Source organism: Variovorax sp. J2L1-78 (genome assembly GCF_030317205.1).
Classification (GTDB): Bacteria; Pseudomonadota; Gammaproteobacteria; order Burkholderiales; family Burkholderiaceae_C; genus Variovorax; species Variovorax arabinosiphilus.
This window is the reverse complement of sequence record NZ_JASZYB010000002.1, coordinates 203,828-224,085: the sequence shown is the minus strand read 5'-3', so window position 1 is coordinate 224,085 and position 20,258 is coordinate 203,828. Positions and strand designations below refer to the sequence as shown.

Annotated in this window: 23 protein-coding genes and 1 riboswitch; of the genes, 19 read left to right on the top strand and 4 right to left on the bottom strand. The window is 68.7% G+C overall.

The features are described from left to right. Positions 1-23: 23 nt before the first annotated feature. Positions 24-132, bottom strand: a riboswitch (glycine riboswitch). 163 nt (positions 133-295) lie between these two features. Then, positions 296-1,063 (bottom strand): helix-turn-helix domain-containing protein, encoded by a 768-nt coding sequence (locus QTH86_RS14895; RefSeq protein ID WP_286646990.1) that lies wholly within the window; start codon positions 1,061-1,063, stop codon positions 296-298. 127 nt (positions 1,064-1,190) lie between these two features. Between QTH86_RS14895 and QTH86_RS14890 the strand changes: the two genes are divergently transcribed. The 9 genes from QTH86_RS14890 (at position 1,191) to QTH86_RS14850 (ending at position 8,715) form a co-directional block, all read left to right on the top strand. Further along, positions 1,191-2,078 carry a hypothetical protein gene (locus QTH86_RS14890; protein ID WP_286646989.1) on the top strand — a complete coding sequence of 296 codons (888 nt, stop codon included), beginning with the start codon at positions 1,191-1,193 and terminating at the stop codon, positions 2,076-2,078. Then, positions 2,075-4,012, top strand: coding sequence for an MFS transporter (locus QTH86_RS14885; protein WP_286646988.1), 1,938 nt, complete (start codon positions 2,075-2,077; stop codon positions 4,010-4,012). Before QTH86_RS14890 ends, QTH86_RS14885 begins: the two co-directional genes overlap by 4 nt. Further along, positions 4,012-4,680 carry a phosphatase PAP2 family protein gene (locus QTH86_RS14880; RefSeq protein WP_286646987.1) on the top strand — a complete coding sequence of 223 codons (669 nt, stop codon included), beginning with the start codon at positions 4,012-4,014 and terminating at the stop codon, positions 4,678-4,680. Before QTH86_RS14885 ends, QTH86_RS14880 begins: the two co-directional genes overlap by 1 nt. A gap of 126 nt (positions 4,681-4,806) precedes the next feature. Beyond that, a complete protein-coding gene (locus QTH86_RS14875; protein ID WP_286646986.1) occupies positions 4,807-5,292 on the top strand; it encodes a YiaA/YiaB family inner membrane protein in 486 nt (161 codons plus the stop codon). Between the two features lie 35 nt (positions 5,293-5,327). Further along, complete coding sequence (locus QTH86_RS14870) at positions 5,328-5,765, top strand: hypothetical protein (RefSeq protein ID WP_286646985.1); 438 nt, start codon at positions 5,328-5,330, stop codon at positions 5,763-5,765. A gap of 77 nt (positions 5,766-5,842) precedes the next feature. Continuing rightward, positions 5,843-6,655: a DUF2145 domain-containing protein gene (locus QTH86_RS14865; protein WP_286647668.1), complete on the top strand. Its 813-nt coding sequence runs from the start codon at positions 5,843-5,845 to the stop codon at positions 6,653-6,655. Between the two features lie 18 nt (positions 6,656-6,673). Then, positions 6,674-7,756, top strand: a complete 1,083-nt coding sequence (locus tag QTH86_RS14860) for a zinc ribbon domain-containing protein (RefSeq protein ID WP_286646984.1) — start codon at positions 6,674-6,676, stop codon at positions 7,754-7,756. Positions 7,757-7,820: 64 nt separating this feature from the next. Continuing rightward, on the top strand, positions 7,821-8,201 hold the full coding sequence (locus QTH86_RS14855; RefSeq protein WP_286646983.1) for a DUF3597 domain-containing protein: 381 nt from the start codon (positions 7,821-7,823) through the stop codon (positions 8,199-8,201). 139 nt (positions 8,202-8,340) lie between these two features. Further along, complete coding sequence (locus tag QTH86_RS14850; RefSeq protein ID WP_286646982.1) at positions 8,341-8,715, top strand: hypothetical protein; 375 nt, start codon at positions 8,341-8,343, stop codon at positions 8,713-8,715. Between the two features lie 12 nt (positions 8,716-8,727). Here QTH86_RS14850 and tgt read toward each other — a convergent pair whose 3' ends face one another. After that, positions 8,728-9,900: a tRNA guanosine(34) transglycosylase Tgt gene (gene tgt / locus QTH86_RS14845; protein WP_286646981.1), complete on the bottom strand. Its 1,173-nt coding sequence runs from the start codon at positions 9,898-9,900 to the stop codon at positions 8,728-8,730. A 5-nt stretch (positions 9,901-9,905) separates the two neighbouring features. Beyond that, entirely contained in the window at positions 9,906-10,946 is a 1,041-nt protein-coding gene (gene queA, locus QTH86_RS14840) for a tRNA preQ1(34) S-adenosylmethionine ribosyltransferase-isomerase QueA (RefSeq protein ID WP_286646980.1), read from the bottom strand. Positions 10,947-11,067: 121 nt separating this feature from the next. On the opposite strand from queA, the gene QTH86_RS14835 reads away from it, so the two are divergent. From QTH86_RS14835 to ubiA, 5 genes are all read left to right on the top strand, one after another. Beyond that, entirely contained in the window at positions 11,068-12,054 is a 987-nt protein-coding gene (locus QTH86_RS14835; protein ID WP_286646979.1) for a TIGR01777 family oxidoreductase, read from the top strand. A 59-nt stretch (positions 12,055-12,113) separates the two neighbouring features. Then, entirely contained in the window at positions 12,114-14,174 is a 2,061-nt protein-coding gene (gene recG, locus QTH86_RS14830; protein WP_286646978.1) for an ATP-dependent DNA helicase RecG, read from the top strand. A gap of 307 nt (positions 14,175-14,481) precedes the next feature. Beyond that, positions 14,482-15,447 (top strand): LysR substrate-binding domain-containing protein, encoded by a 966-nt coding sequence (locus QTH86_RS14825; protein ID WP_286646977.1) that lies wholly within the window; start codon positions 14,482-14,484, stop codon positions 15,445-15,447. 139 nt (positions 15,448-15,586) lie between these two features. Next, complete coding sequence (locus QTH86_RS14820) at positions 15,587-16,192, top strand: Dps family protein (RefSeq protein WP_286646976.1); 606 nt, start codon at positions 15,587-15,589, stop codon at positions 16,190-16,192. A gap of 77 nt (positions 16,193-16,269) precedes the next feature. After that, positions 16,270-17,163, top strand: coding sequence for a 4-hydroxybenzoate octaprenyltransferase (ubiA, locus tag QTH86_RS14815; protein WP_286646975.1), 894 nt, complete (start codon positions 16,270-16,272; stop codon positions 17,161-17,163). Between the two features lie 10 nt (positions 17,164-17,173). Here the strand turns inward: ubiA and proC are convergent, their stop codons facing one another. After that, positions 17,174-18,010, bottom strand: a complete 837-nt coding sequence (gene proC / locus QTH86_RS14810) for a pyrroline-5-carboxylate reductase (RefSeq protein ID WP_286646974.1) — start codon at positions 18,008-18,010, stop codon at positions 17,174-17,176. Positions 18,011-18,264: 254 nt separating this feature from the next. Between proC and rplN the strand changes: the two genes are divergently transcribed. The 5 genes from rplN to rpsH are packed head-to-tail and all read left to right on the top strand — an operon-like array spanning position 18,265 to position 20,244. Next, positions 18,265-18,633 carry a 50S ribosomal protein L14 gene (gene rplN, locus QTH86_RS14805; protein ID WP_068674584.1) on the top strand — a complete coding sequence of 123 codons (369 nt, stop codon included), beginning with the start codon at positions 18,265-18,267 and terminating at the stop codon, positions 18,631-18,633. A 12-nt stretch (positions 18,634-18,645) separates the two neighbouring features. After that, positions 18,646-18,963 carry a 50S ribosomal protein L24 gene (gene rplX / locus QTH86_RS14800; protein WP_286646973.1) on the top strand — a complete coding sequence of 106 codons (318 nt, stop codon included), beginning with the start codon at positions 18,646-18,648 and terminating at the stop codon, positions 18,961-18,963. Between the two features lie 11 nt (positions 18,964-18,974). After that, positions 18,975-19,514 (top strand): 50S ribosomal protein L5, encoded by a 540-nt coding sequence (rplE, locus tag QTH86_RS14795; protein WP_286646972.1) that lies wholly within the window; start codon positions 18,975-18,977, stop codon positions 19,512-19,514. Positions 19,515-19,522: 8 nt separating this feature from the next. After that, positions 19,523-19,828, top strand: coding sequence for a 30S ribosomal protein S14 (gene rpsN, locus QTH86_RS14790; protein ID WP_286646971.1), 306 nt, complete (start codon positions 19,523-19,525; stop codon positions 19,826-19,828). 20 nt (positions 19,829-19,848) lie between these two features. Next, on the top strand, positions 19,849-20,244 hold the full coding sequence (gene rpsH, locus QTH86_RS14785) for a 30S ribosomal protein S8 (protein ID WP_192194037.1): 396 nt from the start codon (positions 19,849-19,851) through the stop codon (positions 20,242-20,244). The last annotated feature ends 14 nt before the right edge of the window (positions 20,245-20,258 follow it).

Here is a 20,258-nt window from a genome sequence, read left to right as displayed (position 1 = left end):
TGGTCGGATCCGGGGTTCGGGTTGCCGCTCCCTCTGTCCTTGGTACCTGAGAGATTCGCCCGCACGCGACGTGCGACGGGGTTGCTCCTTCGGTGCATCGCGCCAGGGCGATGGCTCTCCAGACGGCTAGATCAATAGACGGCAGTCATCGAACCGGCATGCGGTTCACCTCGGCGTTCATGGGAGTTTGCGCGTACGGTGGGGTGGGAACACCCGCTCTCCTGCAGACCTAGAGTTTACCCTTGTTGACAATTTGGTGCGACTGGCCATTCGGCCTATGTGCCGTTGTTGTTTTTCAGGGTTCTCGCCCCGACTTGGCCGGTTTGGCGTCGCCGCGGCGCAGGCGGGTGAAGGCCTCGAACTCCCAGTTGCGCATGCCCAGCAGCAGGGTGTAGCCCTCGCGGTCGTTGGGCGAGAGCTTCTGGTCGGTCTGGTGCTGCTGCGCGAAGTCCTGCGCCACCCGCTGCAGCCGCTCGAGGAAGGACGGCGCCAGCGCCCGGCTGATCGAGCCGTGCACCAGCAGCAGGCCCTCGGCCGGGCCGTCGAAACCGCCGCGGTAGTAGTCGAGCACCACGTTCTCGCGGAAGAAGTCCATCACCGGCCCGTGCGGCCGCCAGCGGAAGGTCTTGGCCAGCTTGAGCCGGTATCGGTTGAGTGGCCGCAGCTCGATGATGCCGATGCGGTCGAGCTGCACCAGGCAGGCGATGCACTCGGCCTCGGTGATGCGGTAGGCCGCCACGATCTGCTCCAGCGTCCATTGGCTCAGCACGTTGATGGCCACCAGGAGCAGTTTCTTGTCGCGCACCACCGCCTTCTCCTGCTCCTGCGTCAGCTCGCGCAGCAGCGGCTGGGCGTCGGCCACGCGGCGCGCCAGCTCGGCGAAGTCGATCTTGAGCGCCCGGCAGATCGCGTCGACCCGGCTGAGCGGCATGTCGCCCTTGGCCAGCATCCGCTTGACGCTGGACTCGGCCATGCCCAGGCCGCGCGCCAGATCGGCGTAGGTCATGCGGGCGCTTTTGAGTTCGTTCTTCACGGCCTGCACGAGGTCGATGGTGGTGCTCATGGAGACAGGTCCTTGGTACTGATTTTCGATACCGTTCGGCTTGGATTGGCAGACCGTATCGATTTTCGATGCCAAATTGTGCCGGTGGCAACTAGATTCCGCTCCCACCGCACCACCGGAGCCCACCATGAACCGATCCAAGCGCTTCCCGACCTGGCCGCTGTTCCAACGCCTGGCGCCGCAGCTCCCGCCGCTGGAGGGGCGCGAGCGCGCGCTGCTCTGGCTCGTCGCGGCCTTCGTGCTTATCGCCTGCTTCGGGCCGGCCGTGCCGGACCCCTCGGCGGCAGGTGGTGCGGGTTTTGCAGATGCGCGCGCCTGGCGCGGGCTGCCTTTCGCGATGGACGTGCTGAGCAACCTGCCGTTCGCGGCCTTCGGCCTCTGGGGCCTGTGGCGGCTGCGGCGCTTCGACACCCTGCATGAGCGCCTGCGGTCGACCGCCGCGCTGGACTGTGCCTGGCTGTTCTTCGCGGGCTTGATCTTCACCGCGGCCGGCTCGGTCTTCTATCACCTGCAACCCGACGCGCTGCGGCTCGCGGCCGACCGCGCCGGCATGGCGATCGCCTTCGCCGGCATCCTCGGCCTGGCGGTGTGCGAGCGGGTGAGCCTGCGCGCCGGCTGGCCGGCCGCCTGCGTCGCCTTCGCAGGCGGTCTGATGGCGGTGGCGGTGTACCACGAGCGTGGCGACGTCCTGCCCTGGGCGGTGGTCCAGTTCGGCGGCATGGCGCTGGTGCTGGGGCTCGCCCTGCTCCGGCCGGTGCCGGGCGCGATGGGCCTCAAGCTCGGCGCGGTCATCTTCTTCTATGCCGTGGCAAAACTCCTCGAGCTGGGCGATCACGGGATCTTCGAGGCGACCGGCCAGATCGTCCCGGGCCACACGCTCAAGCACCTGGTCGCGGCCTGCGCGGCCTGGCCGGTGCTGCGGGCGGTCGACGGGCTGACCTGCCCGGCCCTGCGGCACAATCCACGCGCCACTGCCATGACGGTCCGAGGAGCCCCGACAGGGACATTCGAATGACGACACCCGCCGCTGCTGCTTCGACCGACGTCCACGCGAACCAGTTCGCCCTGTTGGGCCAGCGGCGCTTCGCCCCCTTCTTCTGGACGCAGTTCGCCGGCGCGGCCAACGACAACCTCTTCAAGTTCGCCTTCACCGTGATGGTGACCTACCAGCTCCAGCTGAGCTGGATGCCGCCGGCCATGGCGGGCCTGGCGATCGGTGCGCTCTTCATCCTGCCTTTCCTGCTGTTCTCGGCCACCGCCGGGCAGCTGACCGACAAGTTCGACAAGACGAGGATGATCCGCGTCGTCAAGAACCTCGAGATCGTCATCATGGCGATCGCCGCCTGGGGTTTCGTGCGGGCCGACGCGGTGGTGCTGCTGGGGTGCGTCTTCCTCATGGGGCTGCATTCCACGCTGTTCGGCCCGGTCAAGTTCGCCTACCTGCCGCAGGTGCTCGACGCGCGCGAGCTCACCGGCGGCAATGGCATGGTCGAGATGGGCACTTTCGTCGCCATCCTGCTCGGTCAGGTGGCCGGTGGCCTGCTGGTGGCGCTGCCGGGCGTGGGCCACACGACGGTGGCGGTGGCGTGCGTGGGGCTGGCGCTGGTGGGGCGCGGCGTGGCGCAGGCGATTCCCCCGGCGCCCGCCACCGACCCGGGCCTGGTCGTCAACTGGAACCCCTTCAGCGAAACCTGGCGCAACCTCAAGCTGGCGCACGGCAACATCGTGGTGTTCCGCTCGCTGCTGGGCATCTCGTGGATGTGGTTCTTCGGCGCGGTCTTCCTGAGCCAGTTCCCGAGCTTCGCCAAGGAGGTGCTGCACGGCAACGAGCAGGTCGCCTCGCTGCTGCTGGTGGTGTTCTCGATCGGCATCGGCATCGGCTCGCTGCTGTGCGAGACGCTCAGCCGCCGCCAGGTCGAGATCGGCCTGGTGCCGCTCGGCGCCATCGGCATGAGCGTGTTCGCGATCGACCTGTATTTCGCCTCGCGCGGCCTGCCGGCGGTGCCGGAGATGGGCCTGGGCGCGTTCGTGGCGCAGGCGGCGCACTGGCGGGTGATGGCCGACCTCGGCCTGCTGTCGCTCTTCGCCGGCCTCTACAGCGTGCCGATGTACGCGCTGATCCAGCTGCGCAGCCAGCCGACGCACCGCGCCCGCATCATCGCCGCGAACAACATCCTCAACGCGCTCTTCATGATCGCCAGCTCGGTCATCGCCGGCGCGCTGCTCAAGGCCGGCTTCACCATTCCGCAGATCTTCCTGTTCACCGGCATCGCCAACGCGGTGGTGGCCTTCTACATCTTCATGCTGGTGCCCGAATACCTGCTGCGCTTCGTGTCGTGGCTGCTGTCGCACTTCATCTACCGCTTTCGCATCCGCGGCGACGAGCACATCCCGACCGAGGGCGCGGCGGTGCTGGTGTGCAACCACGTGAGCTTCATCGATGCGGTGCTGCTGATGGCGGCCAGCCCGCGGCCCATCCGCTTCATCATGGACCACCGCATCTTCCGCGTACCGGTGCTGGGCTGGCTCTTCAGGCTGGCCAAGGCGATCCCGATCGCACCGCAGAAGGACGACCCGGTCGCCTACGAGCGCGCCTTCGCGCAGGCGGTCGACGTGCTGCGCGAGGGCGACCTGCTCGCCATCTTCCCCGAGGGCGCGATCACCCGCGACGGCACGCTGCAGCCCTTCAAGGGCGGGGTGATGAAGATCCTCGCGGCGGCGCGTGACGAGGGCCTCGAACCGCCCGTGATCCCGATGGCGCTGACCAACCTGTGGGGCTCGTTCTTCAGCCGCATCGAGCAGCGTGACGGGCAGAACGTCGCGATGGTGCGGCCCTTCCGCCGCGGGCTGTTCAGCCGGGTGGGTCTGCATGTCGGCCCCGCCGTCCCCGGGCCCGAGGTGCAGCCCGAATCGCTTCAGTCGCGCGTCAGCGGGCTGCTCGCGACCTGATGGCGGGGCTGCGCGACGCTTTCTGGGGCGGCCTCGGTGCGGTGCCGCCGGCGTTCTGGCACGCCTTCACCTGGCTGGGCGACAGCGGGCTGCTGCTGCCGGCGTCGGTGCTGATCGCGCTGCTGCTGTGGCTGTCGCCGGGCGGCGGACGCTGGACTGCCTTCAGCTGGTGCCTGGCCTTCGGTGTGGGCGGCGCGCTGATCGTGGCGTCGAAACTGGCCTTCATGGGCTGGGGCCTGGGCAGCGCGCGTTTCAACTTCACCGGGTTCAGCGGCCACACGGCGATCAGCACCAGCGTGTGGTCGGTGGCCCTCTGGATGGTCGCGGCGCGGCGGTCGCCGGCCCTGCGCTGCGTGGCGGTGGCCGCCGGCTGGGCCCTGGGCGCGGCCATCGGCGCCTCGCGCCTGGCAATCTTCGCGCACTCGGTGTCGGAGGTGGCGGCGGGCCTGCTGCTGGGCATCGCGATCTGCCTCGTTTTCCTGTGGCTGGTGCGCCGTCAGCCGGCGCCCCGGGCGCCCTGGCCGGTGATGCTGCTCGGGCTGTTGCTGCCGCTGGCGTTCCAGACGCCGGGCGCGCCGGCGCCCACGCAGGACCTGCTCGAAGCCATCGCCGTCCGGCTGGCCGGCATCGAGCAGCCCTACACCCGGGACGATCTCCAGCGGATGTGAGGCGACGAGTCGGTATCGAAATTCGGTACCGATGGCGCTGCGTAGGAGGTCTGGTGCATGGATATGCGCCTTTTCGGCAAGCGGAGGGCGATCATCCGATCACCTTCACAACGCCGCGAGGCTTTCATGCAAAACCTTCCCTCCACCGTCTCCCTTCAGCGCGACACGCGGGCCTGGCAGTTCCAGGTGTGGACCTCCTTCGGCATCGCCGTGTCGCTCTGCGCGATCGGCCTGGGCTGGCTGCCCGGTGCGGCGCTCGACCGCGCCTTCATGGTGATGGGCTACGTGTTCTGCCTGTCGGCGGCGTTCGTGCTGGCGAAGTTCGTGCGCGACAACCAGCACGGCGCGGCCCGCTCCGCCGGCGACACGCCGATGTGGAAGCTGGTGGTCTGGGGCGGCTTCCTCACGGCCATGGCGCTGACCGGCTGGGGCCTGCTGCGCATGGAGATCCACGAGACCTACAAGGCTTTCCTGGGCGTGAGCTGGCTGTTCCTCATCAGCACGGCGTTCACCCTGGCCAAGACCCTGCGCGACCGCCACGAGGCCGACCTCGCCGAAGCCCGGCTGCAAGGCCGCCGCGAAGCCCGCGCTGCCGACAGCGCTGCGGAATGACGCGCGACATCCCCCTCTTTCCCAGGAGCACTCCCATGAAAAAGATGTTTGTTGTTTCCCTGCTGGCCGCCTGCACCGTGTTCTCGGCGCAGGCGCAAAGCGAGGCCTCCGCGGCCCTGTCGCTGCTGCCGGTCGCGTCGGTGGTCGGTACTGCCTCGGTGGCGGGCGCCACCGCCAGTGCCGTGGTGGCCGTGCCGGTGGCCCTGTCGGTGGGCGGGGCGGCGCTCACGGTGGTGGCGGTCGAGGCGTCGGCCGAGGGCACCGTCTACCTGCTGGCGCGCGCGTCGGACGGCGCCCGCGCCAGCGTCCACCTCGCCGGCGCTGCCGCGCAGGGCAGCGCGATTGCGGTGGGCACCGTCGTCACGGTGAGCGTGATCGGCAGCGGTGTCGTGCTGTCGGCCGCGGGCGAGATGATCGCCTTCATTCCCAACACCATCGGCCGCGCGCTGCTGCACAACGAGAGGCTGATGTGAACCCGCGCGCGCCCACCAACTTCGGCCGGTACGACGACTTCGGGCGCCCCGTGGCGGCGGCGCGCTGGCCCTGCCGCATGCGCGTGGCGCTGCGCACCGCGCTGCTCGTGGCGGCGGTCGTGCTGGCCGGCCTGTTCCTCTTCCCGACCGAATCGCACGCGGGCCGCTCGTGCGAGCCGGCGCGTCCGACGGCACAGCAGGTGCAGCAGGGCTTGACCTTGGCCGAACGCACGGCGCAGGCGCTGGACGCCAGCGGTGCGCGCGTGGTGCTGCTGGCGCGCGCCGGCCAGGACCTCGGCAAGTACGGGCTGCGCTGGTCGCACGTCGGCATCGCCTACAAGACCGACGCCGGCCCGTGGCGCGTGGCGCACAAGCTCAACCAGTGCGGCACGGCAGTCTCCGGTCTCTATCGCCAGGGCTTGGGCGAGTTCTTCCTCGACGACCCCTGGCGCTACGAGGCGGCGTGGTCGGTGCCCACACCGGCCGTGCAGGCGCAACTGTCCGCGCTGCTGGGCGTGGCGCCGGTCGATGGCATCGGGCGCCTGCACACGCCGGCCTACAGCCTGGTGAGCTATGCGTGGGCCGACAAGTACCAGCAGTCGAACCAGTGGGTGATCGAGACGCTGGCGCTGGCCATGGCGCCGTCGACCATCGCCGACCGCGGCCAGGCGCAGGCGTGGCTGCGCTTGAAGGGCTACACGCCGACCACGCTCAAGCTCGGCCCGCTCACGCGGCTGGGCGGGCGCATGAGCAAGGCCAATGTGGCTTTCGACGACCATCCGAACGACAAGCGCTTGTCCGACCGCATCGAGACCGTCACGGCCGATTCGGTGTTCGCCTGGCTGCAGCGCAGCGGGCTGGGTGCGGCGCCGGTCACACTCGGCCTGTAGATCAACGAGGAAGAATTCATGAGCAAATCTTTGCGACTGTCGGAGAAATGGTTTCGCCGCGGGCTGTGGCTGGTGGCGGTGGTGTTCGCCAGCTTCCTGATCGGGCTCGGCGGCGCGCTGGTGGGCGACCTGCCGCAGGTCGAACGGGCCCTGCAGCTGGACGACTTCATCGACCGCGCGGCGGCGGAGCCCTTGCGGGCCGGCGTGCGCGAGGCCGAACGCACCGAACGCCAGGCCGCCCGCGAGCTGGAGCAGGCCGAGCTGAAGCTGTCGGTCGCCCAGCAGGCCAGCCACACGGCCCGCGAGACCTTCGGCAACTGGGTCGCGACGCGCCGTGCCACTGCCCAGCCCGACCAGGACGCCGAACTCATCGCACGCACCCGTGCGCTCGACGGGCTGAAGGCGAAGGAAGACGAGGCGCAGCAGAAGGTCGACGCGCAGCAGCAGGTCGCGCTCGATGCCCGCCAGGCGCAGGAAGCGGCGCAGCAGAAGCTGGCCGTGCTGGAGGCCGACGCGCAGGAGAAGCTGCGTGCCGAATACCGCCGCGTCGAGCTGCGCGTGTTCGGCTACCGGCTGGCGCTCACGCTGCCCCTGCTGCTCGTGGCGGGCTGGCTCTTCGTGAAGAAGCGCAAGAGCACCTACTGGCCCTTCGTCTGGGGCTTCATCTTCTTCGCGCTCTTCGCCTTCTTCGTCGAGCTGGTGCCCTACCTGCCAAGCTACGGCGGCTATGTGCGCTACGTGGTGGGCATCGTGCTGACGGTGCTGGTCGGGCGCTACGCGATCGTCGCGCTCAACCGCTACCTGGCGCGCCAGAAGCTGGCCGAGGCGCAGCCCGACATCGTGCGGCGCGAGGAGCTGAGCTACGACACCGCGCTGGCGCGCCTGGCCAAGAGCGTGTGCCCCGGCTGCGAGCGCCCGGTGGACCTGAAGAACCCGGCGATCGATTTCTGCCCGCACTGCGGCATCGGCCTGTTCGACCACTGCGGCGCCTGCGATGCGCGCAAGAGCGCCTTCTCGAAGTTCTGCCACGCATGCGGCACGTCGGCACAGACGCAAACACTTTCGGCCCAGCCAACCCTGGCCGGCGCGTCGCCTGCGTGATAGAAGCTCGTGCGGCGCCCGGCGCCGCGTTTCACAGAACCAGTCTGATATTCAAGGAGTACCCATGAGCATTTTCGGCAAGATTTTTTCCAAGATTTTCCCGTCGGCCAACGCGGCTGAAGTCCAGGCCGCCCCGGCGCCTGCACCCACGGCCAGCGCGCCCGCGGCGCCGGCACCGCCACCCTCGATCCCGCTGGGCGACGTCCCGGCCATCCTGGATGCGATGCCCGGGGCCGCCGGCCTGAACTGGCGCACGTCGATCGTCGATCTGCTCAAGTTGCTCGGCCTGGACAGCAGCCTTGCCGCGCGCAAGGAACTGGCTAGCGAGATCCTCTACAGCGATGGCGAGCCGGGTTCGGCCGAGTGGAACATCGGCCTGCACAAACAGGTGATGACCCGCATCGCCGCGAACGGCGGTACCTTGCCGGCAGAACTGCGCGACTGAGTCGCCCCCGCCTGCACCCGAAGCCCGTCGCCGACGGGCTTTTTTGCGCCTGGGCCGAGCGGCGTATGGCTTCCGTCGAATGGGCGGCGCGCGCGTGCCCGCCTACGCTTGCCGGCTTTCCATGCGACGGGATCCCGCGATGTCCTTCTCCTACTGCCGTGCCGTGGTGCGGCTCGTCCTCGTCTCGGCGAGCGCCTGGGTGCTGACCGCGCACGGCGAAGCCGCTGCCGGCGTGAAGCTGTTCAAGATCGTCTCGCCGCGCGACGACATCGTCGTCGGTGTCGACGTCGAGCAACTCGGCAGGGGCAGCGAGCCCGCGGTGCAGCGGCTGGCCGCGCTGCTGGCCGACAAGGGCCAGGTCACGCTTTGGCAATATGCCTCCGCCAAGGAGGCAGACGGTGCGCTGGTGCAGGCGCCGCTGCGGCAGATCGCGGTGTTCAAGAGCGAACTGCTGCGCATCGAGCCTTACAGCACGCCGCTGCCGATCAGGCCTTTCCTCGCCACCGCTAAATAGCCGCCGACCCGTTCACACGCCGCGGGCCCGATCCGACTTGAACTGCTGCCGGAACTCGGCGAAGCGCCCGGCGTCGAGCGCTTCGCGAATCTCGCGCATCAGGTTCAGGTAGTAGTGCAGGTTGTGGATGGTGCAGAGCATCGGCCCGAGCATCTCGCCGCAGCGGTCGAGGTGGTGCAGGTAGGCGCGGCTGAAGCCTTCGCGGCCGCCATCGTTCCAGCTCACGCCTGAGGTGCCGGCACAGGCGTGGCAGGTGCAGCTCGGGTCGACCGGCTGCGGGTCCATCTTGTGGCGCGCGTTGCGCATCTTCAGGTCGCCGAAGCGCGTGAACATCGTGCCGTTACGCGCATTGCGCGTGGGCATCACGCAGTCGAACATGTCGACGCCGTCGGCCACGCCCTGCACCAGGTCTTCGGGCGTGCCCACGCCCATCAGGTAGCGCGGCTTGTGCGCCGGCAGTTTGTGGGGCGTGTGGCCCATGATGTGCAGCATCTGTTCCTTGGGCTCGCCCACGCTCACGCCGCCGATGGCGTAGCCGGGAAAGTCCATCTCGACCAGCGCGGCCAGCGATTCCTCGCGCAGGTTCTCGAACATGCCGCCCTGCACGATGCCGAAGAGCGCGTTCGGGTTCTCGAGGCGCGCGAACTCGGTCTTGCAGCGCGCGGCCCAGCGCAGGCTCAGTTCCATCGACGTGCGCGCCTCGGCCTCGGTCGTGATGTGGCCGTTGGTGTCGTAGGGCGTGCATTCGTCGAACTGCATGACGATGTCGCTGTTGAGGATGGTCTGGATCTGCATCGAGACCTCGGGCGTGAGGAAGAGCTTGTCGCCGTTGACCGGCGACGCGAACTTCACGCCTTCCTCGCTGATCTTGCGCATCGCACCCAGCGACCACACCTGGAAGCCGCCCGAGTCGGTGAGGATCGGCTTGTTCCACTTCTCGAACTGGTGCAGCCCGCCGAAGCTGGCCATGACGTCGAGACCCGGGCGCATCCACAGGTGGAAGGTGTTGCCCAGGATGATCTGCGCGCCCATCTCTTCGAGGCTGCGCGGCATCACGCCCTTGACGGTGCCGTAGGTGCCCACGGGCATGAAGATCGGCGTCTGCACTGGGCCGTGGTTGAGCGTGAGCGTGCCGCGGCGCGCGTGGCTGGTCGGGTCGGTGGTGAGGATGTCGAAGTTCAGCATGGGATTCAGTCCTGTCGTGCCAGCAGCATGGCGTCGCCGTAGCTGAAGAAGCGGTAGCGCTGGGCGATGGCGTGGGCATACAGCGCCATCACGCGCTCGTAGCCGGCCAGGGCGCTCACCAGCATCATCAGCGTGCTCTTGGGGAGGTGGAAGTTGGTGATCAGCAGGTCGACGTGCGCGAAGGCGAAGCCCGGCGTGATGAAGATGCGCGTGTCGCCGGCGGCTTCGCCGCTCTTGGCCCACGACTCGAGCGTGCGCACGGTCGTCGTGCCGACCGCGACGACCCGGCCGCCGCGCGCCTTGCAGTCGGCGATGGCGCGCTGCGTGGCTTCAGGCACCTCGTAGCGCTCGGCATGCATGGTGTGCTCGGCGATGTTCTCGGTCTTTACCGGCTGGAAGGTGCCGGCGCCGACGTGCAGCGTGACATTGGCGCGCTGCACGCCACGCGCTTCGAGCTGCGCGAGCAGGCCTTCGTCGAAGTGCAGCGCCGCGGTCGGTGCGGCCACGGCGCCGGGGACGCGCGCGAACACGGTCTGGTAGCGGCGCTCGTCCTCGGCGGAATCGGTGTGCGCGATGTAGGGCGGCAGGGGCACGTGGCCGCAGCGCGCCATCAGTGCGTACGGGTCTTCGCCGGCCGGGCTCTGGAAGGCGAAGCGGAAGAGGGCGCCGTCTTCGTCCGGCCAGCGGCCGAGCAGCGTGGCGCTGAAGCCGCCGACCATCGCCAGCGTGGTACCGACGGGCGGCTTCTTGCTGACCTTCATGTGGCAGACGGTCTCGTTGCCGGTGAGGACGCGCTCGACCAGCAGCTCCAGCTTGCCACCCGTCGGCTTCTCGCCAAACAGACGCGCCTTGACCACACGGGTGTCGTTGAAGACCAGCAGGTCGCCGCGCTTCAGCAGGCTCGGCAGGTCGCGGAAGATGCGGTCGACCGGCGCGTCTCCGGTGCCGTCGAGCAGGCGGGAGGCGGTGCGTTCGGTGGCGGGGTGCTGCGCGACCAGATCGGGCGGCAGGGCGAAGTCGAAGTCGGAAAGCGTGAAGGCGCGCATGGTGCTTGAGGGCCGGACGGGCCCGTGCCAAGGAGGCATGGGAAGGACAGAAGTGCGGGCCGGATTCTCCCATGGCGGAAAAGGCCGGGTGCGCCATGGGGCGGCGCGGCAGAATCGGCGCATGACCACGCCATCCGTTCCGAACCCCGATGCCGCGGGCGTGCCGGCGCTGCACTTCGCTGACGCGCCGCAGCATGTGCTGCTCACGGGCGGCACGGGCTTCGTCGGGCGCCACCTGGTCGCGGCGCTGCGGGCCGACGGCCACAGCGTGACCGTGTGGACGCGCGATGTGGCCGCCGCCGCCCGGCGCTTCGGCGCGACGGTGCGCTGTGTCCGGCAGCTCGACGAGATACCGGCGACGCCTGCGGTCGACGTGGTGGTCAACCTGGCCGGCGCGCGCATCGTCGGTCCGCGTTGGACGGCCGCGCGCCAGGCCGTCCTGCTCGCGAGTCGTGCCGGGCTGACCGATGACCTGGTCGCGTGGATCGCCCGGCGCCCCGTGAAGCCGTGGCTGATGCTGTCCGGCTCGGCGGTCGGCTATTACGGCGTGCAGCCGCAGGGCGATGTGGCAGAGCTGACCGAGGCGAGCCCGCCGCAGCCGCTCTTCATGTCGCGCCTGTGCCAGGCGTGGGAGGCGTCGGCACACGCTGCTGCCGCGCACGGCGTGCGCGTGAACTGCCTGCGTTTCGGCCTGGTGCTGGGACACGGCGGTGCGTTGCCGGGGCTGCTGATGCCGGTGAAGATGGGTGTCGGCGGACGGCTCGGCACCGGCCGGCAGTGGGTGTCGTGGATCCATCTGCAGGATCTGCTGGGCGCCATGGCCCACGTGTGGCGCGTCGCGGCGACCCCCGGTGCGCCCGCCGAACCGCAGGCCTGGAATTTCACGGCGCCCGAAGCCTTGCAGCAGGAGGACTTCATGCGCACCGCCGCGCAGGTGCTGCACCGTCCGTTCTGGCTGCCGATGCCGGCCACGCCGGTGCGTCTCGCGCTCGGCGAGCAGGCCGACGTGCTGCTGGAAGGCCAGCGCGTGGCGCCGAAGCGGCTGACGGACACTGGCTTCCGCTTCCGTTTCCCCGATGCGCGCAGCGCGCTGCAGGACCTCTGCTGAACGTGCCGCGCAAGCCGTCATCGCCCACGCCCGATCCGTCCAAGCCGACGGCTGCGCCCGTGTCCCCGGGGACGGGCCCGAGCCTCGTGCAGCGGGCGCTGCGCAAGCTCGGCCTGCTGCGCGACATCGACTTCGCGCTCTATCTGCCGATGCGCTACGAGGACGAGACCCGCATCGTCCGCCTGGCCGACCTGCGCGACGGCGACATGGGCCAGATCGAGGCGGTGGTGACCGAGAGCGAGGTGAGCTTCCGGCCCCGCCGCCAGCTGGTCGTGACGGTCGACGACGGCAGCGACACCTGCCAGCTGCGCTTCTTCAATTTCTATCCGTCGCAGCAGAAGCAGCTCGCCGTTGGCGCCCGGGTGCGCGTGCGGGGCGAGGTGCGCGGCGGCTTCCTCGGGCGGCAGATGATGCACCCGACGGTGAAGGCCGCCGGCACCGTGCTGCCCGATGCGCTGACGCCGGTCTACTCCACCATCGCGGGCCTGGCGCAACCGGTGCTGCGGCGCGAGGTGCGCGCGGGCCTGGCGCGCGCCGTGCTCGACGAAACGGTGCCCGCGCAGATCGGCCTGCGCGGCGCGTGGCCGCTGCGGGATGCGCTCAACTTCCTGCACTACCCGACGCCCGACGTGTCGATCGCCGCGCTGGAAGACCACAGCCACCCGGCCTGGCAGCGCCTGAAGGCCGAAGAGCTGCTGGCGCAGCAGCTGTCGCAACTGCAGGCGCGGCGCGAGCGGGCGGCGCAGCGCGCGCCGGTGCTGGCGCCGTCGCCGGCCGCAGATTCGCTGCACGCGCGACTCCTGGCGGTGCTGCCCTTCGCGCTCACCGGCGCACAGCAGCGCGTGGGCGAGGAGATCACGCACGACCTCGCGCGCACGGCGCCGATGCATCGCCTGCTGCAGGGCGACGTCGGTTCGGGCAAGACGGTGGTGGCCGCGCTCGCGGCGGCGCGCTGCATTGATGCGGGCTTCCAGTGCGCGCTGATGGCGCCGACCGAGATCCTTGCGGCGCAGCACTTCGGCAAGCTGATCGGCTGGCTCGACCCGCTGCTGGCCGAGCGCGGCCTGCGCGTGGCCTGGCTCACCGGCAGCCAGAAGAAGAAGGAACGCGACGTGATGAGTGCGGCCGTCGAGAGCGGCGAGGCGGCGCTGGTGATCGGCACGCATGCCGTGATCTCCGAGAAGGTGCGCTTCAAGCGCCTGGCGCTGGCCGTCATCGACGAGCAGCACCGCTTCGGTGTCGCGCAGCGGCTGGCCTTGCGCGGGAAGGCCGTTGGCGACCTCGAGCCCCATCTGCTGATGATGAGCGCCACGCCCATTCCGCGCACGCTCGCTATGAGCTACTACGCCGACCTCGATGTCTCCACCCTCGACGAGCTGCCGCCCGGCCGCACGCCCATCGTCACCAAGCTGGTGGCCGAGCACCGGCGCGACGAGGTCATCGACCGCATCCGCCACCAGTTGGCGCAGGGGCGGCAGGTGTACTGGGTCTGTCCGTTGATCGAGGAGAGCGAGGCGGTGGACCTGCGCAACGCCACCGAGACACGCGACGAGCTCGCCGGCATGCTGGGTGATGCGGTGCAGGTCGGCCTCTTGCATTCGCGCATGCCGACGGCCGAGAAGCAGGACGTGATGGCGCGCTTCACGGCCAATACGGTGCACGTGCTGGTGAGCACGACGGTGATCGAAGTCGGTGTGGATGTGCCCAACGCTTCGCTGATGGTGATCGAGCATGCGGAGCGCTTCGGGTTGTCGCAGTTGCACCAGCTGCGCGGGCGTGTGGGACGCGGCGCCGCGGCGTCGGCCTGCGTGCTGTTGTACGCGCCGAACGAAGGCGGGCGCGTGGGGGAGACGGCGCGGGCGCGGCTCAGGGCGATGGCGGAGACGAGCGACGGCTTCGAGATCGCCCGGCGCGACCTGGAGATCCGCGGGCCCGGCGAGTTTCTCGGCGCGAAGCAGTCGGGCGCCCCGCTGCTGCGTTTCGCGGACCTCACCGACGACGCGCTGTTGCTCGACTGGGCGCGCGAGCTGGCGCCGAAGATGCTCGACCAGCATCCCGAGCTCGCGCAGAAGCATGTCGACCGTTGGTTGGGCAGCAAGGCGGAGTACCTGAAAGCCTAGGGCCTGTTAACGCCATTTCCGGAGATTGCGTTGCCCGGCGCAGGGGCTGGACGCAAGGCGCCCGGGCGCAGCAAGGCTGAAGCCTTGCAAGCGCGGGCAACGCCGCAGACGGCCCCTGGGCCGGGCAACCCGAAGGGAAGGCATGCCCAGGCCGACCACTCGGCGTTGCGCTCCTTGCATGTGCCGACGCACATGCGGCGTCACGCGCCTTGATTGGCCGGCCTGGGCATGCCTTCGCAACTCCGGAAATAGCATTAACAGGCCCTGGCCCGATCGCGGACAAGGGGTCTTGCGCATAATCGACGCGGTGACCCTCACCGAACTCAAATACATCGTCGCGGTCGCCCGGGAGCGCCATTTCGGCAAGGCGGCCGACGCCTGCTACGTCTCGCAGCCGACCTTGTCGGTGGCGATCAAGAAGCTCGAGGACGAGCTCGAAGTCAAGCTCTTCGAGCGCAGCGCCGGCGAAGTGACGGTCACGCCGCTGGGCGAGCAGATCGTGCAGCAGGCGCAGAGCGTGCTCGACCAGGCCGCCAGCATCAAGGAGATCGCCAAGCGCGGCAAGGACCCGCTGGCGGGCGCCCTGAACCTCGGCATCATCTACACCATCGGGCCGTACCTCTTGCCCGACCTGGTGCGCCAGAACATCGCGCGCACGCCGCAGATGCCGCTGATGCTGCAGGAGAACTTCACCGTCAAGCTGCTGGAGATGCTGCGGGCCGGCGAGATCGACTGCGCCATCATGGCCGAGCCCTTCCCGGACACCGGCCTGGCCGTGGCGCCGCTCTACGACGAGCCCTTCGTCGCGGTGCTGCCTACCAGCCATCCGCTGGCGGTGCGCGAGTCGATCAGCTCGGACGAGCTCAAGAACGAGACGATGCTGCTGCTGGGCACCGGCCATTGCTTCCGCGACCACGTGCTCGAGGTGTGCCCCGAGTTCGCGCGCTTCTCGAGCAACGCCGAGGGCATCCGCAAGAGCTTCGAGGGCTCGTCGCTGGAAACCATCAAGCACATGGTGGCCTCGGGCATGGGCGTGACGCTGGTGCCGCGGCTGTCGGTCCCGGCCGAGGCGCTCAAGCCGAAGGCGCGCAGCCGCAAGGAGCCCGAACCGATGGTGCGCTACCTGCCCATCCATGACGGCGAAGGGCGCGAGCCGCCGATGCGGCGCGTGGTGCTGGCCTGGCGCCGCAGCTTCACCCGCTACGAGGCGATCGCTGCGCTGCGCAATGCGGTCTACGCCTGCGAATTGCCGGGGGTCAAGCGCCTGTCCTGATCGAGGCGCGGCGGTTGCCTGCGCCGCACGTGCGGCGCGGGGCAATGGCTGCGATAGAGTCTCGCTGTTGCGACGCGGCCTGCGGGCTCCTAAAGTTGCCAACGTCTCCCCATTCAAATCCATCGAGGAAATCGTCGTCATGGCCAAAGCACCCAACAAGCCCCAGAAAAAGACCAAGTCTCCGATCACGTCCGCCCCGGCGGCCGGTGCCGGCAAGGTGCCCGCCAAGGGCGGTGCCAGCGTGGCGCAGGAGTCGGGCAGCCGCAATGCGCCGATCATCAACATCGGCATCGACCGGCAGGACCGCGCGGCGATCGCCGAAGGCCTGAGCCGCGTGCTGGCCGACACGTACACGCTGTACCTGACCACGCACAACTTCCACTGGAACGTGACGGGCCCGCACTTCAACTCGCTGCACGCCATGTTCATGGGCCAGTACACCGAACTGTGGACGTCGACCGACGTCATCGCCGAGCGCATCCGTGCCCTGGGCCACTACGCGCCGGGCTCGTACGCCGAGTTCAGCAAGATCGCGACGGTGCCCGACGTGCCGCCGGTGCCGCCCAAGGCCATGGAGATGGTGCGCATCCTGGTGAAGGGCCACGAGACCGTGTCCCGCATCGCCCGCGAGTTCATCCCCGTGGCCGAGGAAGCCGGCGACGACCCGACCGCCGACATGCTGACCGCGCGCTGCACGGTGCACGACCAGACGGCGTGGATGCTGCGTTCGCTGCTCGAGGAGTGATCTAAGTTCGAGCGGGGCGCAGGCCCCGTCGTGATCAGGAGCGGCACAATGCCGCTCTTTTCGTTTCTGGAGCTTCCGTGAAGGCTGGCGGGCGCCTGGCGCTGTACCTCGACTTGATCCGTTGGAACCGGCCTGCCGGGTGGCTGCTGCTGCTGTGGCCGACGCTGGGCGCCCTGTGGTTCGCCGCGGGCGGCTGGCCTGGCTGGCGTCTGCTGGCCGTCTTCGTGGGGGGCACGGTGCTCATGCGCAGCGCGGGCTGTTGCGTCAACGACGTGGCCGACCGCGACTTCGACCGGCACGTCAAGCGCACGGCCCAGCGGCCGGTGACCAGCGGCGCCATTTCGGTCAGGGAAGCGCTCGGTCTGGGCGCCGTGCTGGCGCTGATCGCTTTCGGGCTGGCGCTGACGACCAATGCGGCGGTGATCGTCTGGGCCTTCGTGGGCCTGGCGGTGACGCTGGCCTACCCCTTCGCCAAGCGCTTCGTCTCGCTGCCGCAGGCGGTGCTGGGCATCGCGTTCTCGATCGGCATCCCGATGGCCTTCTGCGCCGCTGGCGGCGCGGCGGTGCCGGCGTCGGAGGCGTTCACGCGGGTGCCGGGCATCGGCTGGCTGCTGCTGCTGGGCAACCTGGGTTGGGTGCTGGCCTACGACACCGAGTACGCCATGGTCGACCGCGACGACGACCTGAAGATCGGCATGAAAACCTCGGCGATCACTTTCGGGCGCTTCGATGTGGCGGCCGTGATGCTCTGCTATGCCGTCTTTCTGGCGCTCTGGGGGGCTGTCGGCCTTCGTGCCGGGCTGGGCGTTGCCTTCGCGCTGGGGCTGGCCGCGGCGGCGGTGCAGGTCGCCTGGCACTGGCGCCTGATCCGCGATCGCACGCGCGAGGGCTGCTTCCGGGCCTTCCGGCTGAACCACTGGGTCGGGTTCGCCGTCTTCGCCGGCATCGTGGCGGACTACGCGGTCCGCTGAGCCCCCAGCCTCAGGCGCGACCGAATTCCGCCGCCAGCTCGCGTGCGCGCTGCTCGGCCGCGCGGATCGCGGTCTTGAACTGCGCCTTGACGCCCGCCGCCTCCATCGCGCTCAGCGCCGCGTAGGTGGTGCCGCCCTTGGACGTCACGCGCTCGCGCAGCACCGACGGTGGCTCGGTCGAGGCCTGTGCCAGCGCAGACGCGCCGGTGAAGGTGCCGATGGCCAGTTGCTGGGCCTGCGCCGGCGGCAGGCCCATCTCGATGCCGGCCTCGGTCATCGCCTCAATGAAATAGAAGACATAGGCCGGGCCCGAACCGGAAACGGCCGTGACGGCGTCGAGCGCGCTTTCGGTGTCGACCCACAGCAGTTGTCCGGTCGGCGCCAGCACCTGTTCGACCAGGCGGCGCCCGTCGGCGCTCACGGCGGGCCGGGCGAACAGGCCGCTCATCCCCTGGCCGACGAGCGCGGGGGTGTTGGGCATGGCGCGCACGACGTTGTCGGTGCCTAGCCAGCCCGCGATGCTCTCCGACGGAATGCCGGCCGCCACGCTCAGGTGCAGCGCGCCCGGGGTGAAGGCGCGCACGGGACGCGCGGCGTCGGCGAAGGTCTGGGGCTTGACGGCCCAGACCACGACCTGGCAGCGCCCCAGCGCGGCACTGGCGCTGGGCTGCGGCGTGATGCCGAAGTCGCGGGCCAAGCGCGCGCGCGCGTCTTCGAAAGGCTCGACCACCTCCACCGAGGCGGTCGGCAGGCCCTGCCGAAGCAGGCCGCCCAGGATGGCGCTGGCCATGTTGCCCCCCCCGATGAAGGCGATGGCGGGCAGGGCGGCAGGGGTGAGATCGGACATGGCGAGGGTGGCGGATAAGGGTGTCGGGAGGGGCGAGGCGGAATTGTCGCTCCGCCGGCTTCCCCGATCTGTTTGCACAGCGGCAGTTGACAAGCCTGGAAGGGACTGCAACAATCGCGGGCTTCGCTTCAAAAAGGCGAAGCATTCCGCCCAGACGGATGCACCCCAAGTGGTTTGGGGTGCGGACGACGGGCCCAAGACTGACCGCGCAGCGCCATGAGGTTCTGCTCGGTACAAGTTGGGAACTACTAGCAATGATCCAAACTGAATCCCGGCTCGACGTGGCCGACAACACGGGCGCGAAATCCGTCCTGTGTATCAAGGTGCTCGGTGGCTCCAAGCGGCGCTATGCCAGCGTGGGCGACGTCATCAAGGTCAGCATCAAAGAGGCTGCTCCTCGTGGGCGCGTCAAGAAGGGCGAGATCTACAGCGCCGTCGTGGTGCGTACCGCCAAGGGCATCCGTCGCGCCGACGGCTCGCTCGTCAAGTTCGACGGCAATGCCGCCGTGCTGCTCAACGCCAAGCTGGAGCCGATCGGCACCCGCATCTTCGGACCCGTGACGCGCGAACTGCGTACCGAGAAGTTCATGAAGATCGTCTCGCTGGCTCCCGAAGTTCTGTAAGGACAACTAGCCATGAACAAGATTCGCAAAGGCGACCAGGTCATCGTGTTGGCCGGGCGCGACAAGGGCAAGCGCGGCACGGTGTCGCTGCGCACCGACGACTCCTACCTGATCGTCGACGGCGTCAACATCGTCAAGAAGCACGCCAAGCCGAACCCGCTCAAGGGTACGACCGGTGGCATCGTCGAGAAGACCATGCCCATCCACCAATCGAACGTGGCGATCTTCAATGCCGCGACCGGCAAGGCCGATCGCGTGGGCATCAAGGTCGCGGACGGCAAGCGCGTTCGCGTCTTCAAGTCCAGCGGCGACGAAATCAAGATCGCCTAAGGGGTACTCACATGGCACGTCTCCAACAAATCTACCGCGACAAGATCGCGAAGGACCTGACCGAGAAGTTCGGCTACAAGTCGCCGATGCAGGTTCCGCGTCTGACCAAGATCACGCTCAACATGGGTGTGGGTGAAGCAGTCGCCGACAAGAAGGTTCTCGACAATGCTGTCGGCGACCTCACCAAGATCGCCGGCCAGAAGCCGGTCGTCACCAAGTCGAAGAAGGCCATCGCCGGTTTCAAGATCCGCGAAATGCAACCGATCGGCTGCATGGTCACGCTGCGCGGCGTGCAGATGTATGAGTTCCTGGACCGTTTCGTGACCGTGGCTCTGCCGCGCGTTCGCGACTTCCGCGGGATCTCGGGTCGCGCCTTCGACGGCCGCGGCAACTACAACATCGGCGTGAAAGAGCAGATCATTTTCCCCGAGATCGAATACGACAAGGTCGATGCCCTGCGCGGTCTCAACATCAGCATCACGACGACGGCCAAGACCGACGAAGAAGCCAAGGCGCTTCTCGCTGGTTTCCGTTTCCCGTTCAAGAACTGAGGCGAACCGTGGCTAAACAATCCCTGATCCAACGCGAACTCAAGCGCGACAAGCTGGTCGCCAAGTTCGCTGCAAAGCACGCCGAACTGAAGGCTGCCTCGAACGACCTGACGAAGAGCGACGAAGAGCGCGCTGCTGCCCGCCTGGGCCTGCAGAAGCTCCCGCGCAACGCGAACCCCACGCGTCAGCGCAACCGTTGCGCCATCACCGGTCGCCCCCGCGGCACTTTCCGTCAATTCGGTCTGGCTCGCGCCAAGATCCGTGAACTGGCTTTCGCTGGCGACATCCCCGGTGTCACCAAGGCCAGCTGGTAAGCCAGGCAGGAGCAAACAACATGAGCATGAGTGATCCCATTGCCGACCTGCTGACGCGTATCCGTAACGCGCAGATGGTGGCGAAGCCCACCGTGTCGATCCCGTCTTCCAAGGTGAAGGCCGCGATCGCACAAGTCCTCAAGGACGAAGGCTACATCGACGGTTTCGAGGTCAAGACCGAAGCCGGCAAGTCCGAACTCGTCATCACGCTGAAGTACTACGCTGGCCGTCCGGTCATCGAGCGCATCGAACGCGTGAGCCGCCCCGGCCTGCGCGTCTACAAGGCCAGCGCAGCCATCCCGCAAGTCCAGAACGGCCTCGGCGTCGCCATCGTCACGACCCCCCAGGGCGTGATGACCGACCGCAAGGCACGCGCTACCGGTGTCGGTGGCGAAGTCCTGTGCTACGTCGCCTAACCGAGACATTGAGG